Source organism: Thermobifida fusca NBRC 14071 = JCM 3263 (genome assembly GCF_001592045.1).
Classification (GTDB): Bacteria; Actinomycetota; Actinomycetes; order Streptosporangiales; family Streptosporangiaceae; genus Thermobifida; species Thermobifida fusca.
Genome location: NZ_BCWB01000024.1, coordinates 1 through 15405 on the forward strand (window position 1 = coordinate 1; position 15405 = coordinate 15405).

General features: G+C 69.2%; 13 protein-coding genes. 1 reads left to right on the forward strand and 12 read right to left on the reverse strand.

What is annotated here, in order from left to right; translation table 11 throughout:
* A partial coding sequence (locus TF1_RS05170; RefSeq protein WP_394326522.1) for a helix-turn-helix transcriptional regulator occupies positions 1 to 337 on the reverse strand: 337 nt, incomplete at its 3' end.
* An 82-nt stretch (positions 338 to 419) separates the two neighbouring features.
* Between TF1_RS05170 and TF1_RS05175 the strand changes: the two genes are divergently transcribed.
* Complete coding sequence (locus tag TF1_RS05175) at positions 420 to 1493, forward strand: DUF3866 family protein (RefSeq protein WP_174522681.1); 1074 nt, start codon at positions 420 to 422, stop codon at positions 1491 to 1493.
* An 84-nt stretch (positions 1494 to 1577) separates the two neighbouring features.
* On the opposite strand, the gene TF1_RS05180 is transcribed toward TF1_RS05175, so the two are convergent.
* From TF1_RS05180 to TF1_RS05230, 11 genes are all read right to left on the reverse strand, one after another.
* Positions 1578 to 2714: an FKBP-type peptidyl-prolyl cis-trans isomerase gene (locus tag TF1_RS05180; protein WP_011292199.1), complete on the reverse strand. Its 1137-nt coding sequence runs from the start codon at positions 2712 to 2714 to the stop codon at positions 1578 to 1580.
* 151 nt (positions 2715 to 2865) lie between these two features.
* A complete protein-coding gene (locus tag TF1_RS05185) occupies positions 2866 to 3189 on the reverse strand; it encodes a histone-like nucleoid-structuring protein Lsr2 (protein ID WP_011292200.1) in 324 nt (107 codons plus the stop codon).
* A 382-nt stretch (positions 3190 to 3571) separates the two neighbouring features.
* Positions 3572 to 4657 (reverse strand): Zn-dependent alcohol dehydrogenase, encoded by a 1086-nt coding sequence (locus tag TF1_RS05190; RefSeq protein WP_011292201.1) that lies wholly within the window; start codon positions 4655 to 4657, stop codon positions 3572 to 3574.
* Positions 4658 to 4692: 35 nt separating this feature from the next.
* Positions 4693 to 6111: an aldehyde dehydrogenase family protein gene (locus tag TF1_RS05195; protein ID WP_011292202.1), complete on the reverse strand. Its 1419-nt coding sequence runs from the start codon at positions 6109 to 6111 to the stop codon at positions 4693 to 4695.
* A gap of 21 nt (positions 6112 to 6132) precedes the next feature.
* Positions 6133 to 7284, reverse strand: coding sequence for an acyl-CoA dehydrogenase family protein (locus TF1_RS05200; protein ID WP_011292203.1), 1152 nt, complete (start codon positions 7282 to 7284; stop codon positions 6133 to 6135).
* 211 nt (positions 7285 to 7495) lie between these two features.
* A complete protein-coding gene (locus tag TF1_RS05205) occupies positions 7496 to 10249 on the reverse strand; it encodes an AAA family ATPase (protein ID WP_011292204.1) in 2754 nt (917 codons plus the stop codon).
* A 190-nt stretch (positions 10250 to 10439) separates the two neighbouring features.
* On the reverse strand, positions 10440 to 11756 hold the full coding sequence (locus TF1_RS05210) for an ABC transporter substrate-binding protein (RefSeq protein ID WP_061783699.1): 1317 nt from the start codon (positions 11754 to 11756) through the stop codon (positions 10440 to 10442).
* An 84-nt stretch (positions 11757 to 11840) separates the two neighbouring features.
* Positions 11841 to 12914 carry a branched-chain amino acid ABC transporter permease gene (locus TF1_RS05215; protein WP_016188825.1) on the reverse strand — a complete coding sequence of 358 codons (1074 nt, stop codon included), beginning with the start codon at positions 12912 to 12914 and terminating at the stop codon, positions 11841 to 11843.
* 3 nt (positions 12915 to 12917) lie between these two features.
* The gene (locus TF1_RS05220; RefSeq protein ID WP_011292207.1) at positions 12918 to 13781 is read right to left on the reverse strand and encodes a branched-chain amino acid ABC transporter permease; all 864 of its coding nucleotides are present in this window, start codon (positions 13779 to 13781) and stop codon (positions 12918 to 12920) included.
* A gap of 9 nt (positions 13782 to 13790) precedes the next feature.
* Positions 13791 to 14516, reverse strand: coding sequence for an ABC transporter ATP-binding protein (locus TF1_RS05225; RefSeq protein WP_061783700.1), 726 nt, complete (start codon positions 14514 to 14516; stop codon positions 13791 to 13793).
* Entirely contained in the window at positions 14509 to 15303 is a 795-nt protein-coding gene (locus TF1_RS05230) for an ABC transporter ATP-binding protein (protein ID WP_011292209.1), read from the reverse strand. Before TF1_RS05230 ends, TF1_RS05225 begins: the two co-directional genes overlap by 8 nt.
* Between the last annotated feature and the right edge of the window lie 102 nt (positions 15304 to 15405).

The window sequence follows — 15405 nt, forward strand, 5'->3', positions numbered from 1 at the left end:
CCTCGCCGAGGACAGCGTGCCGCCAGGCGCGGGCGGCCAGGCCGAGTACTGCGGCCTCGTCGGGGCGCAGGTCGATTGGGGGGAGTTCGTAGTCGTCGCGGGCGATGCGGTAGCCGTCTTCGTCGCTGAGCGGATCGTGGCGGCCGGTGATGATCGGAATCCCTGCGTCGCGCAATTCTTTTTTGTCGCGCTCAAACATGCGTTTAAAGGCCGTGTCGCTTTCGACGTCCCCGTAGCCGTGGACGGTCGCCCGAATCTCTTGGGCACTGAGGAAACGCCTGGTGGCCAGCAGGCAGATCACCAGATTGAGCTGCCGTTCGGTCTTGCTCTGCGACATTTCCCGCCTTTCTGGACGCTGCCCGCGTACACGTGCGCCGGTTTCCCGGAATCGCGCCACCATGAACGGTACCGTGGCGCGCGTGATCAGATGGCGTGATGGACGGGTCCGTGACCTTGGCCGCTCGTGGCCTGGTGCAGTGGAGCTTGTCGTGGAGCTGGCCAGCGGGGAAGGCGAATGCCGGGCACTGGCCTATCCGGCACTGGTCGGCGACCCGCAACCGGGTGACCGGGTGCTGCTCAACACTACGGCGTTGGCGCTCGGGCTGGGAACCGGCGGTTATGCGTTCGTGATCGCCTTGCCCGACCGTCTGCCGCCCGACCCGAAAGGCCCCGGCCACTTGGTGAAGGCCCGCTACACCCCGATGCAGGCCACCGTGCTGGGCGCGGACGAGCAAGGCTCCGAGCACCATGCGCTGCTGCGGGACGCGGACGGGATCGCGGGGATGCCGGTGGTGACCGCGGACCTGCACTCAGCACTTCCCGCCGTGGTGGCGGGGGCGCTGGCGGAGCGTCCCACCGCCCGGGTGGTCTACGTGATGCTGGACGGCGGGGCGCTGCCGCTGTGGTTCTCCCGCACCGTGGCGCAGTTGCGCGCGGCCGGGCTGCTGGCGGGGTCGGTCACCGTGGGGCAGGCGTTCGGCGGGGATGTGGAAGCGGTGACCGTGCACACCGGGCTGCTTGCAGCCCGGCACGTGCTTGCCGCTGATATTGCGGTGGTGGCGCAAGGGCCGGGCAACCTGGGAACGGGCACGCCGTGGGGGTTTTCGGGGGTGGCCGTGGGTGAGGCGGTCAACGCCGCGGCAGTGCTCCAGGGCCGTCCCGTGGGGGCGTTGCGGGTGAGCCAGGCCGACCCGCGCCCGCGGCACCGCGGGGTGTCCCACCACAGTGTGACCGCCTACGGGCGGGTGGCGTTGGCCCGCGCCGACGTGGTCGTGCCGCTGCTTGACGGGGAGTTCGGCGCGCGGGTGCGTGCCGAGGCTGCCGTGCTGGGCGAGCGGCACACTCTCGTCGAGGTGGAGGTCGACGGCCTGTTCGCGGCGTTGGAGGCCGTCCCGGTGCGGTTGTCCACGATGGGGCGCGGGCTCGCTGAGGATCCGGCGGCGTTCCTGGCAGCGGCGGCTGCAGGCCGGTACGCGGCCCGGATGCTGGGTTGAGGGACCCGCTGCCCGGGTAGTGCGGCCGGACCACGACGCGGGGCGGGGATCGATCCCCGCCCCGTCTCCGGCTCCGGGAAGCCGCTACTCTTCGGAGTTCTCCTTGTCGTCCGTGGACTCGTCGTCCTTGGCCTCCTCGGGAGCGGCTTCGCTTTCTTCCACGACCTCCGGCTCCTCTTCCTCTTCAGGCTTGGAGTTGTAGGCGCCGAGCAGGTCGACGACAAAGACGAGGGTGCCTTCCGGCTGGCCGCGCTCCGCAGCCTTGTCGCCGTACGCCTTGTCCTTGGGGATGACGAGCAGGACACGGCTGCCGACCCGCTGGCCGACCAGGCCTTCGTCCCAGCCTTCGATGACCCCGCCGACCCCGATCTGGAAGTGGAGCGGGTCGCCGTCGGTGTCTTCGTTCTCCGCGGCGGCGCGGTCCTCCAGCCCGGTGTTCCAGGTGGAGTCGAAGACCTCCCCGTCGTCCCAGCGCACGCCGGTGTACTGGACGACGATGTTCTGCCCCTTGGTGATCTCGGGCCCGTCGCCTTCGATGAGGGGGATGGCCTTCACGTCCTTGGGCGGGTCGGTGTCCTCCGGGATCGTGATCTCGGGCATGGTGCGCCCCTTGTCGACGACGGTGGGCATGTCCTCGCCGACGTCGGTGATCTGCTCACCGGGGACCACGTCGCCCTTGCCGTGGCGCGCGACGATGTCGACCACGGACACGGACGCTCCCTCGGGGGGCTCCTGCCCCATCATCTCGTACTGGCTGCGCTCCTCTTCAGTCGGCGGCGGGAAGAGGAACACGATCCGGGAGCCAACCGACTGGTTGACGATGGATCCCGCGAGGTCGTCGGGCATCCGCGTCAACGACAGCAGCTCGGGGGCGTCGTGCTCATAGGTGGAGCTGACCTGCTCCCCCTTGCCCTTGTCGGTCCACTGGTACTCCACGATGTGGGCGACCACGAGGTCGGTGTCGCGGATGAGGGCGCTGTCGTCTGTCCCGTGGTGGGCGACACCCGCGATCCGCTCTGTGGGCGGCTCGATGTCAGGGAAGGAGATTTCGGGCTCTTCGCCGACGGCACCGCTGACGACCGGGAGGCGGCTGTCGTACTCCTGCTCCGTCCGCATCAGCGCGGGGGTCTGCCACTCTTCGGGGATGACCCCGCATCCGGACGCCCCCAGCATCAGGGCGCTCACCGGCACCGCAAGGGCCACAGCCGCACGTCGACGCATGTTGTCACTACCTCAAGAGTCTGGCCACGGTCTCCGACACACTATCGGAGAGGGAAGGATGCCGTATCCGAGTAAGAGGTCGTTAAGAACTTGGGGGCACGTAACGGAATCGCGGTAGTTCTGCGACGATTCCGTGCCGTGCCCCGCTCTGTCATGCGTCGCCGGTCCGCTTCTGGTAGGCGTCCAGGATGTGCTGGGGGATCCGGCCGCGCTCACTGACCTCGTACCCTTGGGCCTGCGCCCACTTGCGGACCGCTCTCGTGTCGACCTTTGGAGTGCGGCTCTTGCGCCGGGGCCGGTTGGCGACCTTGCGTCCGGCTTTCACGTACGCCTCGAAGATGGAGCGGAGATCCTCGGCGTGGTCGGCGGACAAGTCGATCTCGTAGGTGACCCCGTCGATGCCAAAGGTGACGGTTTCATCGGCTTTGGAGCCGTCGAGATCATCGATGAGTTCGATAACCGTCTTCCGTGCCACAGTCTCTCCCCCTTTATTCTCGCTTTGCCGGCGTAAACACTATCGAATTACTGGGAAATTCCCGCGCTGCTTCCGCCTTCCCTTCGAGTCTTTCCCTGATATTGCCCGAATGCGACTCTCCTCACACCGGGACTTTCCTTCACCGGCCTCTCTAAGGTCTATACCTCTGCGGACCGTTCTCCTACCTTGATTGAACACTATGGGGGATGCGTCCGCCAAAGTATAAAGAAGACCCCGCATTTCTGCGGGGTCTTCCGATAGGCTCCCGGCCCGGTTGGCCCGGTTTCCGCAAACCGGTCTCCGCGGGGTTTTCAGGAAATCTTTCCGATGCAATCCTTCAAAACGCGACCGTGTTTCGGAAACTCCTTTCCCAGGGTAGGGGTCAGAACTCGACGAGGCTGCGGGCACCGCGTCCGGCGTGCAGCTCGGCGAGGGCGTCCGGCACGTCGTCCAAACCGATGGTCCTGCTGACCAGGGAGGAGAGGTCCAGCTCCCCGTCGCGGTAGAGCTTCAGCAGTTCCGGGACGTCCGTAGCAGGGTCGCTGCTGCCGTACAAGCAGCCCTGCAGGGTGCGGGCGAAATGGGGGATCTCCAGGGCATTGAGGGTCAGCGTGTCCGTGGCCGCGCCGAAGCCCACCACGGTGGCGGTGCCGCCGCGGCGGGTGCAGGACCAGGCGGCTCGGATGGTAGCGGCCCGGCCCACGCATTCGATGGCGTGGTCGACTCCCCGCCCGTCCGCGAGGGCGCGGATGCGCCGGGACAGGTCATCGCTGGGGGTGAGGAAGTGCGTGGCCCCCAGGGAACGGGCCAGCTCCTCTTTTTCTTCGACCGGGTCGACCGCGATCACCATGGCGGCGCCTGCGAGACGCGCCCCCTGGACGGCTGCCAGGCCGACCCCGCCCAGGCCGATCACGGCCACGGACTGTCCGGGACGCACCTGGGCGGCGTTGCGCACCGCTCCGACCCCGGTGAGCACCGCGCAGCCGAGGAGCGCGGCCTCGGTCGGGGGGATGTCTGCGGGGATCGCCACGCACGCGCTTGCGGGGACCACGGTCTCCTGGGCGAATGCGGCCACCCCCAGGCACGGGTGGACGTCGGTGCCGTCGGCGAGGGTCCCCCACACGCGGCGGGAGGCGTCGGCGGCGTTGGCGCACAGGTAGGGCTCGCCGTGGGTGCAGTGCCAGCAGGAGCGGCACGGCGGATTCCAGTTGAGCAGCACCGTGTCTCCGACGGACAGGTCGGACACTCCTGCGCCGACGTCGACGACGTGTCCGACTCCCTCGTGGCCCAGCACGGCGGGCATGGGGTGGGCGAGCTTGCCGGAGGCCAGGGACAGGTCGGAGTGGCACACCCCGGCGGCGGCCATGCGGACCCGGACCAGTCCGGGGCCGAGCTCGGGCAGGGCGACCTCTTCGATGCGCACGGGTTCGCCGGGGGCGCGGACCACAGCTGCGAGTGTGGTGGGCATGGTTCTCCTCGGGGTGGGATTGGTCGTGGGTGAGGTCACGGGAGCTGGACTGCCTTGACTTCGCAGAACTCCTCCAAGCCGAAGCGGCCCAGTTCACGTCCGTTGCCGGACTTGCGGTAGCCGCCGAAGGGCGCGGAGGGGTTGAACCGGCCGCCGTTGATGGCGACTTGACCGGTCCGCATCCGGCGGGCCACGGCGAGGGCCCGGTCGGTGTCGGCCGACCAGACCGCGCCGGAGAGGCCGTAGTCGGTGGCGTTGGCCAGTTCCACTGCGTCGTCGACGTCGCGGTAGCCGAGCACGGTGAGCACGGGTCCGAAGATTTCTTCGCGCGCGGCTGCGGCGTCGCGGTCCAGTCCCGCCAGTACGGTGGGGGCCACGAAGTATCCCTGTTCGGGCACGTCGGCGTCGGGTCCACCGGTGGCGAAGACCGCGCCGTCCTTGCGGGCCTGCTCCAGGTGCCCCAGGACGCGGCGGTGGGCGTCGGCCGAGGCCAGCGGCCCGATACGGGTGGCAGGGTCAGCGGGGTCGCCCATGGGTTTGCTGCGGGCCGCGTCCACGGCGAGGGCGACCGCTTCCTCGTAGCGGTCGTGCGGCACGAGCAGGCGGGTCAGGGCGGTGCAGGTCTGGCCGGAGTTGAGCAGGCAGTCGGAGACGACGGCTTTCACCGCGGTAGGCAGGTCGGCGTCGTCGAGGACAACTCCGGCGGATTTGCCGCCGAGCTCCAGGGCGACCTTCTTGACGGTGGCGGAGGCCACTTCGGAGACGCGGCTTCCGGCACGGGTGGAGCCGGTGAAGGAGATCATGTCCACGTCCGGGTGGGCCGCCAGTGCTTCGCCGACTACGGGGCCGGTGCCGGTGACGAGGTTGAACACGCCGGGTGGGAAGCCGACGGAGTCGATGATCTCGGCGAGGAGGAGCGCCGAGAGCGGGGCGATCTCGCTGGGTTTGAGGACGACGGTGCAGCCCGCGGCGAGGGCGGGGGCGATCTTCGCGACGATCTGGTGCAGCGGATAGTTCCACGGGGTGATGGCGCCGACGACGCCGATGGGTTCGCGGAGGATGAGGGAGTTGCCGATCTTCTCGGTCCAGGCGAAGTCCCGGGCGGTGGCGACGGTGTCCCCGAGAACAGTGAGGGGGAGTCCTACCTGGATGCGGTCGGCGATCACCTTGGGCGCGCCCATCTCCGAGGTGATGAGGGCGGACATCTCGGTGGCGCGCACGGCGAGTTCGCGGCGCAGGGCGTCCAGGTGGGCGAGGCGCTCTTCCAGGTCGGTGGTGGACCAGGCGGGGAAGGCGCGGCGGGCAGCGTGGACGGCGTGGTCGACCTCCTCGGTCCCGCACAGCGGGATGGTGGCGATGTCCTGGCAGGTGTAGGGGTTTTCCACCGCCATGCGGTCGCTGGTCTGGGGGGCGATCCACTGGCCGTCGATGTAGATTCGGTCGGTGGTGATCACGGTGCCTCCAGGCGTGGTCGGTCAGGCGAAGGCGCTGATGCCGGTGAGGGCGCGGCCGATGATGAGTTTCTGGATCTGGCTGGTGCCCTCGTACAGGGTGGTGACGCGGGCGTCGCGGAGGTACTTGCCGGGCGGGTATTCGTCGATGTAGCCGTAGCCGCCGAAGACCTGCATGGCGTTGTTGGCGGCACGCACCGCGGTTTCGGTGGCGTACAGCTTGGCCATGGATGCGGCCGTGGAGAAGGGTTCTCCCCGGTCGATGAGGTCGGCGGCCCGCCACACGAGGAGGCGGGCGGCGTCGGTTTCCACCGCCATGTCGGCGAGCATTTCTTGGACGAGCTGGAATCCGGCGATGGGACGGCCGAATTGGACGCGTTCCTTGGCGTGGGCGAGGGCGCTTTCCAGGGCGCCGCGGGCGGCGCCTACGGCTCCGGCCGCCACGGAGACGCGTCCCTTGTCCAGGGCTGCCATGGCGATGCGGAAGCCTTGGTTCTCCTCACCGAGGATGGCGTCGGGGCCGACCCGCACCTCGTCGAGGAAGAGCTGGGCGGTGGGCTGCCCCCGCAGGCCGAGTTTGCCGTGGATGGTGGTGCGGGTCAGTCCCGGGGTGTCGGTGGGCACCAGGAAGGCGGTGATGCCTTTGGGGCCGGGTCCGCCGGTGCGGGCGAAGATGATGGCGACGTCGGCCCAGGTGCCGTTGGTGATGAACATTTTGGAGCCGGTGAGCACGTAGTCGTCCCCGTCGCGGACGGCCTTCAGGGACAGGGAGGCGGCGTCGGACCCGGTGTCGGGTTCGGTGAGGCCGAAGCAGCCGAGGAGCTCCCCGGAGCACAGGCCGGGCAGCCAGCGTTGCCGCTGCTCTTCGGTGCCGTAGGTGGCGATGGACTTGGCGACGAGGCCCAGGGAGACCGAGACCAGGCCGCGGACGGAGGAGTCGCCGCGGCCGAGTTCTTCCATGACCAGGGCATAGGAGACGTGGTCGCCGCCCACGCCGCCGTACTCTTCGGGGATGGTCATGCCGAGGAAGCCGAGTTCACCGAGGCGCGGTACCAGGTCCCGGGGGACGCTCTCGGCGCGGTCCCACTCTACGACGTGGGGGGTGATCTCGCGGTCGACGAATTCCGCTGCCATGGCGCGCAGCGCGGTCTGTTCCTCGGTGAGGGTGAAATCCATTCCGCACCCCAAAACCTATCGCTGTTAGTTTTCTTGCGTGCAGACTAGGACATCCGGCTCCGCTACAGAACCCCGGGGGTTTCCTTGACCGCGCGCTCTCTTGCTGCACTGAAGACGTCTGACATCTGATCCGTATCCAGGGTGCGGGACGGGCCCGTGGTGTCCCTCCGCTGCTGGACGGGACACCACGCCCTTGTCGCCCCTCTGTACGTCACTGTCCGCTGATCAGTCGGGCAAGCTCCACGCGAGAGCGGATCTGCAACTGGCGGAAGATGTTGCGCAGATGGTGCTCCACAGTGCGCGGACTGATGTAGAGGCGCTGCGCGATCTCCCGGTTGGTGGCGCCCTCCGCCACCAACCGTGCGATCTGCTCCTGCTGGGGGGTCAGCCCCGCGGTGGGTGCGGGAGTGTCGTCGAGCGCCTCCCCGGTGGCACGCAACTGCTCCTTGGCCTGCTGCAGCAGCAGCGGCGTCTCCAACCGGGTGAACGCCTCCACCGCGGCCCGCAGGTGGGGGCGGGCCGCGGACGGCAGCCGCGAGCGGCGCAGCAGCGTGCCGTACGCCATCCGGGTCCGCGCCTCCTCGATACCGCCGCCCCCGCCCCGGCGGTGCAGGTTGAGCGCCTCCTCGAAGTATTCGCGGGCGGTCTCGCCGTCGCTCAGCAAGGCCCGGCAGCGGGCGACGAGCGCCAAGTCGTTGGGGCTCTGCGTGGCGTTGGCCCACTGCTCGAAGCTGGCTAGCGCGGCCTCAGCCCGCTGGGTCTCCCCTATGTGCACGGCTGCCTCCACGTAGTGGGGCACGCTCAGCAGGCGGATCGTGGGGTGGCCCTGGCAGGGTTCGCTGCGCGCCAGCTCTTCGAGGCGGGTCGCGGCCTCGTGCATCCGGCCCCGGGTCAGGTCGAGGTAGGCCAGGGCCCACTCGGTGAGCGCCCGCGCCAAGCCCAACGGCCGGCTGTCGGTGTGCTCGGTGACGGCCGCCACCCGGGTGGCGCATTCTTCCGCGTCCCCGCGCAGTGCCGCCAGCATGGCCAGGACAGCCAGGTGGTGGGCGGCGCAGTTGCGCTGCCCCGTCTCCGTGGACAACCGCAGCCCCAGGGAAGCGTGTTCGGTCGCGGTGGCCAGCGAGCCGTGGAGGAACTCGCCGTAGACGGCGTAGGACAGTGCTTTGGGCACCATCGACACGGTGCCGCGTACCCCGGCGCGGGCGATCGCCCGGGCGGTCTGGCGGCGCGCCCCGATCGCGTCACCCAGGCGCAGGGACGCCACGATCGACCGGATCAAACCGAGCGGCTCATCGTCGTCCTCCACGAGCTCCACCGACCGGCGGAGCGGTTCCAGCGCCGCCGCATAGTTCCCCTGGAACGCCAGCATCGAGCCTTCCAGGTAGGCCAGCCCGGAGTCGCGCTGCGGGTCGGACACGTCGAGGGTGAGCGCCTGGCGTGCCGCGGCGATGAAACGGCTGATGTCCCCGGCGAGGGAAGCGGCGTCAGCGGCGCGCAGCAGCAGGGCCCGGGCCTGCTGGGGGTTGTGGTCGGCGAGCTCGCGGGCCGCCGACATCAACTGGTCGCAGCCTTGGACCGAGTCTTCTTCTCCGACCGCCCGGTAGCCGTTGACCATGTCCGGCAGTCCGCGGATGCGGGCGATCGGCACATAGGGAGCGGCCTGTTTGATGAGGATGGTGCTGCGGCTGTACTGGCCTGCCGCCCACGCCTGGTAGGAGGCTTCCGCGAGGCGGTTGGCCCGCCGGCTGGGTTTCGTGGTCAGCTCAGCGGCCCGCTCCAGCAGGATCGACGCCTCCTGGGCGGTCAGGCCGGGCTCGCCCGCCGAGACCGCCGAGGTGATCTCGTATCCCAGTTCCTCGTCGGGGCCCCGGGTGGCTGCGGCGCGATGCCACAGCACCCGGTAGCGGGGGCCGCGGCCGTCCAGCAGCCGCGCCATCTCCAAGTGCGCCCGGGTCAGCTCGGCGCTGGTCGCGCGGCGGCACACCACTTCGCCCATCATCGGGTCGGTGAACTCCACCCGGTCGGCTTCCACGTAGAGCAGCCCGGCCCGCTCTGCCCGGTCAAGTGCCGCCACCGGGTCGTAGTCGCCGTCGCCCTCCGCGGTCAGGACCGGGACCGCCACCCCGGGTTCCACGGCGGCCAACAGCAGCAGCCGGGACACGTCCGCGGGCAGGAAGTCCAGTGTCTCGGCGTAGGCGTCCATGATCTCCGCGGGCAGCGGCAGCATGACCGACAGCGGTTCGGTGCCGGCACGCTGGGCGGGGGACAGCGATGCGGCGTAGTGGCGCGCGACCATAGGGTTGCCGTGGGCGCGGCGTACGAGTTCGCTGCGCACCGCCGGGTCCAGGTCGGGCGCGGTCTCCTCCAACACCTGGTGGAGGGTCTCCTCCGTCAAGGGGGCCAAGCGCATCCGGGGCAGCCCGGACAGTTCCCGGGGCGCGGTGTCCCGGGTGGCGAACAGAATCGCCGCCCGGATCCGGTTGAGACGGTGGGCGGCAAAAGAGAGCAGGGACAGCGAATCGGGGTCGACCCATTGGGCGTCGTCGACCACGCACACGAGAGGGCGTTCGTGGGACAGGGCGGTGACGAACGCTAAGACTGCGACCGATAGCGCCAACCGGTCGTCCTCGGCGTAGCGGCCGCGGCGCAGGGCGTCGTCCAGCAGCCGCTCGTGCTCCGGGCTGAGCGTTCCCCGGAGGTGCAGTACCGGCAGCAGCAATCCGTGCAATCCGGCCAGGGGGAGTCCGGATTCTGGGCGGCGGCCGTTGACCCGGAGCACCCGGTGACTGTCAAGCCGGTCCAGGACGGCGTCCAGCAGCGCGCTCTTGCCGATCCCCGGACTGCCTTCGACAACCAGTGCCCCACCGCGCCCCTCACGCCCGCGGGAGGCCAGGGTGACCAGGTGTTCGACCTCCGCACCCCGGCCGTATGTGCGGGAGGCCGGGGCCATCAGTACGTCTGCCATGTGACCCACGTTACCGAGACGTAGGTCACAGTCAACGGTGGGGTTGCTCTCCCTGCCCCCGGCGAAACTCCGCCTGGTCCCACCATTCGGGCCCTGAGCTGCGGAAGAGGGATGCCGCGAGGCCCGGAGCTGGGCCGGGCCTCGCGAGAGGACGTGAAGGCTTTTCCGCCGCTGCGGCAGAAGGGCTCGGTCAGTCGTGGAAGTCGTACTCGTCGGGGCCGACCCGCTCGTAGTCGACGGGGGAGATCTCGCCGCCTTCCCGGTCGGTCACCATGGGCTCCTGGAGGCGCTTCATGGTGCCGCCGTCCTCACCGGCCTGGTACTGCTGCACGAGCACACCGGCGTGTCCGCCGTGGTCGTCCGCGGACGAGGCGAAGGGGACCAGCCCGGGGCCCTGCCACTCCATGTTCTCCACCGCTTCGATGAGGCTCTTGCGCGTCGGGTTCTCGCCCGCGGCTTTGAGCGCCTTGGCGAACATCACGGCCTGCACCATGCCGTAGATGCGGGTGTTGGTGAGCTCACCCTCGCCGTACTCCTCGTGGATCTTGGTGAAGAACTGCGTCCACGGGTCGTCGGTCATGTTCACCTGGGGCAGGTAGCCGCTGGTGATGATGCCGTCGAGGATCTGGTCGACCGGCAGCTCGTCGTCGTCGGCGTACTCCTTGAGCAGGCCGCGCAGGGTGGGGATGTCAGAGCCGATGCTGCTGATCACCCACTGCGGGTGGTAGCCCTGGCCGACCGCGTTGAGGATGCCCAGCGCAGCGAAGGCCGGGATGCAGGCGCAGACCACGATGTCCGCCTTGGCCTCCTTGAACGAGGCGATCTGCCCGCCGACCGCGTCGGGTGCGGTGGACTCGTATCCTTCGTCGGCCACGACCTTGTCGGCCAGGTACTGGTCGAGCCCGGCGATCGAGTCGCTTCCCACGTCGTCGTTCTGGTAGTAGTAGGCGACCTTGGCGTCAGGGAAGTTCTCTTCGATGTACTTGGCGAGGACCTTGGCTTCCTTGGTGTAGTCGACCTGGTAGCCGTAGGTCAGCGGGTACTGCTCGGGGTCGTTCCACATCAACGCGCCCGAGGAGGGGAACAGGTCCGGGACGCCCTTGTCGTTGAGGTACTGGATGACCTTGGAGTGGGTGGGGGTGCCCAGACCGCCGAGCATGGCGAAGATCTGCTCGCCTTCCACGAGCTCCTGGGTCACCTCCACGGTCTTGGTCGGGTCGTAGACGTCGTCCTTGACCAGGTATTCGATCTTTCGGCCGTGGATGCCGCCCTGGTCGTTGATGTAGTCGAACATCGCCGAGGCGCCCTGGGAGATCGCCAGGTACCCGGCGGAGGCGGGGCCGGTGAGCGGCTGGTGGGTGCCGATGGTGACCGTGTCGTCGGTGACTCCGACAGACACGTCCAGGTCGACCCCTTCAGAGTCCGCGACCTCGCCAGCGCCGCCGCAGGAGGTGGCCAGCAGCGACAGGGCCAGCATTCCCGCCGCCCACGTAATCGGTTTCCTCATCTCACGCTCCCACGTGTGGTGATGTAGGGGAATAGGGGGATATGCAGGGGAATCAGGTGATGGTTGTGGGAAGAACCGGTGGGCTCACCGTCGGCGCACCACGCCGCTGAGGCGGCTGAGCGCGCCGTGGATGCCCATCGGCCAGGCCATAACGATGACGATGAGCAGCGTTCCGAAGAACACCAGCGGCACGTTGTCGGCCACGCTGCTGCTCAACCCGAGCAGGTCTGCCAGCTCCTTTCCTGCCAGTTCCAGGTAGACCAGGGCCAGCGCACCCCAGAACGCGCCCCACAGGCTGCCCAGCCCGCCCAGGACGAGCGCGGCAAGCAGGCTCAGCGACAGTGCGAGCGAGAACGAGCTGGGGGTGGCGGTGCCCAGCAGATAGGCTTCGCAGGCTCCCGCCAGCGACCCGCATCCGGCGCTGATGACGAACGCGGTCACTTTGGTGCGTCCCACGGGGATGCCCGCCATGGCGGCGGCCGCCTCGTCGTCGCGGATAGCGCGTAGCCGCCGGCCCAGCCGTCCCCGGCTCAGCGTCGCCAGCACGACGAGGGCCACCAGCACGGTGAACCAGATGACCCAGGCCTTCCACTGGTTGTCGGTGACCAGCCCGGCGAGCTCGGGCGGGGCGCCGCGCATCTTGAACAGCAGGCCGTTGGACCCGCCGAGAATGTCGGAGAAGTACAGGGCCAGGGCAGGCAAACCCACCGCCAGGGCGAGGGTGGCCCCGGCCAGGTAGGGGCCGTGCAGCCGCGCTGTGGCCGCGCCGACCACGATCCCGGCGAGGCAGCCCACGACTACGGTGAGCACCATGATCGCTGCCAGCGGCACCATCGGCGCGTGCAGCACGGTCAGAGCCGTGGCGTAGGCGCCGATGAACATGAAAGCGCCGTGCCCCAGGGAGATCTGCCCGCTGGCGCCGACCAGCAGTTGCAGCCCGGCGATCGCGAGCATCAGGTAGCCCACTTTGGCGATGCGCAACTGCTCGATCGGGCCGACCAGGAAGGTCAGTGCGACGACCCCGAGGAGGGCGAGCAGGGCCGCAGCCAGGTGGGTGAGCAGCACGGGCCGGATCCGGGGCCGGGGGCGCGTGGACGGCGCGGCCTTGGGGGCGACCACGTCCGTCGGCGGGTCGTCTCGTCGCAGGGAGGAGGTCATCGGCTACACCTTTCGCACGGTCGCCCGGGAGAAGAGTCCGGCGGGGCGCAGGCTGAGCACGGCAATGAGGATCGCCAGGGCGGCGAGGGTGGTGAGTTCGGAGCCCACGTAGCCGGAGACATAGGACAGGCCCACGCCCAGCACCAGGCCGCCGGCCAGCGCGCCGAACGGGTTGTCCAAGCCGCCGAGTACGGCGGCCGCGATGCCGTAGACGAACACGGCGTCGAGCACGGTCGGGGACAGCAGCGGGGGCACCGCGAGCATTCCGGCAAGAGCGCCGATCGCCGAGGCGATGCCCCAGCCGAGGGTGAGCATCAGCCCGACCCGGACGCCGCTGAGCCGCGCGGACTCTGCGTGGAAGGCGGCGGCCCGCATCCGCAGCCCTAGCGGGGTAAAGCGGTAGAGGAGGAAGAGCACTGTGGCGACTACCCCGACCGCGGCGAGCGCGAAGATCTCCTCTGGGGAGATCGGGACTGCGGCCAAGTCGCGGAAGCTCATCGGCGGCGGGAAGGAGTGCTGCAGGTTGCCCCAGATCATGCCGGCCAGCCCTTGCAGCACCATCAGCAGGCCGAGCGTGAGGATGATGGCGTTGAGCGGGGACTTGTCCTGCACGGGGCGGACCAGCAGCCGTTCGGTGACCACACCGAGCAGGGTTCCGCTGGCCATGGCGGTGGCGAAACCGAGCCAGTAGCTGCCCGTCGCCTGGGTGACGGTGTAGGCGAGGTAGACCGCCATGAGCGCGAGGGCAGGCTGAGCGAAGTTCACTACCCGGGTCGCCTGGTAGATGATGACGAGGGACAGCCCCAAGGCCGCATAGATCGCGCCGTTGGCGATGCCCTCGAAGGTCAGACTGATGAACTGGTTCACGGGATCACCTCAAAAACCCAGGTAGGCGTGGCGCATCCGGTCGTCCGCGAGCAGTTCGGCGGAGCTGCCCCGCGCAACAACTGCTCCCTGGGAGAGCACGAAACCGTGGTCGGTGATGGACAGGGCGCTTGCGGCGTTCTGTTCCACCAGCACCACGGTCAGCCCAGTGCGGTCGCGCAGGTCGTGCAGCAGCCGCATGATCTGCTGGGTGATGAGCGGGGCGAGCCCGAGGGAGGGCTCGTCCAGCAGCAGCACGGCAGGTCGGGCCATCAGGGCCCGGCCGATGGCGACCATTTGGCGTTCCCCGCCGGAAAGGGAGGCTGCGGGCTGGTTGCGCCGCTCCACCAGGGGCGGGAACAGTTCGTAGACCTCGTCGAGGGCTTGGGCCCGGTCGCGCCGGTCGGCGCGCCACAGCCCGCCCAGCCGCAGGTTCTCCTCCACGGTCAAGTCGACGATGACCCCGCCGCCTTCCGGGACGTGGGCGAGACCGCGGCGGACCATGCTCTCGGCGGGGGCGCCGGTGATGTCTTCGCCGTTGACGAGGATCCGGCTGCCGGGGGCGGCGGGCTGGAGCCCGGAGATGGTGCGCAGCAGGGTGGTCTTCCCGGATCCGTTGGCGCCCAGGACCGCGCAGATCTCTCCCGGCTGGACGGTCAGGGACACCGAGCGTAGGGCTTGGACCGCCCCGTAGTAGGTGGAGAGGTTCTCGATCTGCAGAATCGGGGTGTCACTCACCGGCAGCCTCCTGCACCGGAGTGCCCAGGTAGGCCTCCGCAACCGCGGGGTCTGCTTGGACGACGGACGGCGGACCGGAGCAGATGACCTGGCCGAAGTTGAGGACGACGATGTGGTCGCACACGTCCATGACCAGGTCCATGTGGTGTTCGACGAGGACGACGCCCATGGTTTGGCTGCACCGCCGGATCGTGGCGGCCAGGTCGGCCATGTCCGCGCCGGACAGGCCGCTGGCGGGTTCGTCCATGAGCAGCAGTTCAGGTTCGGCGACGAGGGCGCGGGCCAGGGCCACGCGTTTCTGCAGTCCGTAGGGGAGGGTCGAGGGGTAGGCGTGGGCGACGTCGGCGATCCCGAACTCTTCGAGCACGGCCATGGCCCGGTCGGTGAGCTCCCGTTCGTCGCGCTGGTAGCTGCCGAGTCCGGTGAGCATGCCGGGGAGTCGGGAGCGGCCCAGCGGGTCGGCGCCGACGATCACGTTGTCCAGGACCGTCATCCTCTCGAAGAGGTTGAGGCCTTGGAAGGTGCGGGCGATTCCCAGGCGTGCAAGCTGGTGGGGACGATGGTTGCGCAGGGGGCGCCCTTTGAAGGTGATCGTGCCGCGCTGGGGTCTCACCACGCCGGTTATCACGTTGAACAGCGTGGTTTTACCGGCTCCGTTCGGGCCGATGAGGCCAGTCACGCTCTGGGGGGCGATCGTCAGTCCGACATCGGAGAGCGCGGCGAGGCCTCCGAATCGGACGGTTACCCCCTCGACCTCCATCAGGGGGGAGGGTGCGGTAGGGGCCATGAAGCCTCTTTCTGTCAGTGCGGAGCCACCGCGTCTTGGACCGCGGGGATATACCTCGCCGCATACCAACTGGTTGGCATGCGGCGAGGTCACGAGTGCGGC

What these genes read in the sequence shown, in the direction of transcription:
- TF1_RS05180 (WP_011292199.1), bottom strand. Translation starts at nt 2,714, where the DNA reads ATGCGTCGACGTGCGGCTGTGGCCCTTGCGGTGCCGGTGAGCGCCCTG.
- TF1_RS05190 (WP_011292201.1), bottom strand. Translation starts at nt 4,657, where the DNA reads ATGCCCACCACACTCGCAGCTGTGGTCCGCGCCCCCGGCGAACCCGTG.
- TF1_RS05200 (WP_011292203.1), bottom strand. Translation starts at nt 7,284, where the DNA reads ATGGATTTCACCCTCACCGAGGAACAGACCGCGCTGCGCGCCATGGCA.
- TF1_RS05205 (WP_011292204.1), bottom strand. Translation starts at nt 10,249, where the DNA reads ATGGCAGACGTACTGATGGCCCCGGCCTCCCGCACATACGGCCGGGGT.
- TF1_RS05210 (WP_061783699.1), bottom strand. Translation starts at nt 11,756, where the DNA reads ATGAGGAAACCGATTACGTGGGCGGCGGGAATGCTGGCCCTGTCGCTG.
- TF1_RS05215 (WP_016188825.1), bottom strand. Translation starts at nt 12,914, where the DNA reads ATGACCTCCTCCCTGCGACGAGACGACCCGCCGACGGACGTGGTCGCC.
- TF1_RS05230 (WP_011292209.1), bottom strand. Translation starts at nt 15,303, where the DNA reads ATGGCCCCTACCGCACCCTCCCCCCTGATGGAGGTCGAGGGGGTAACC.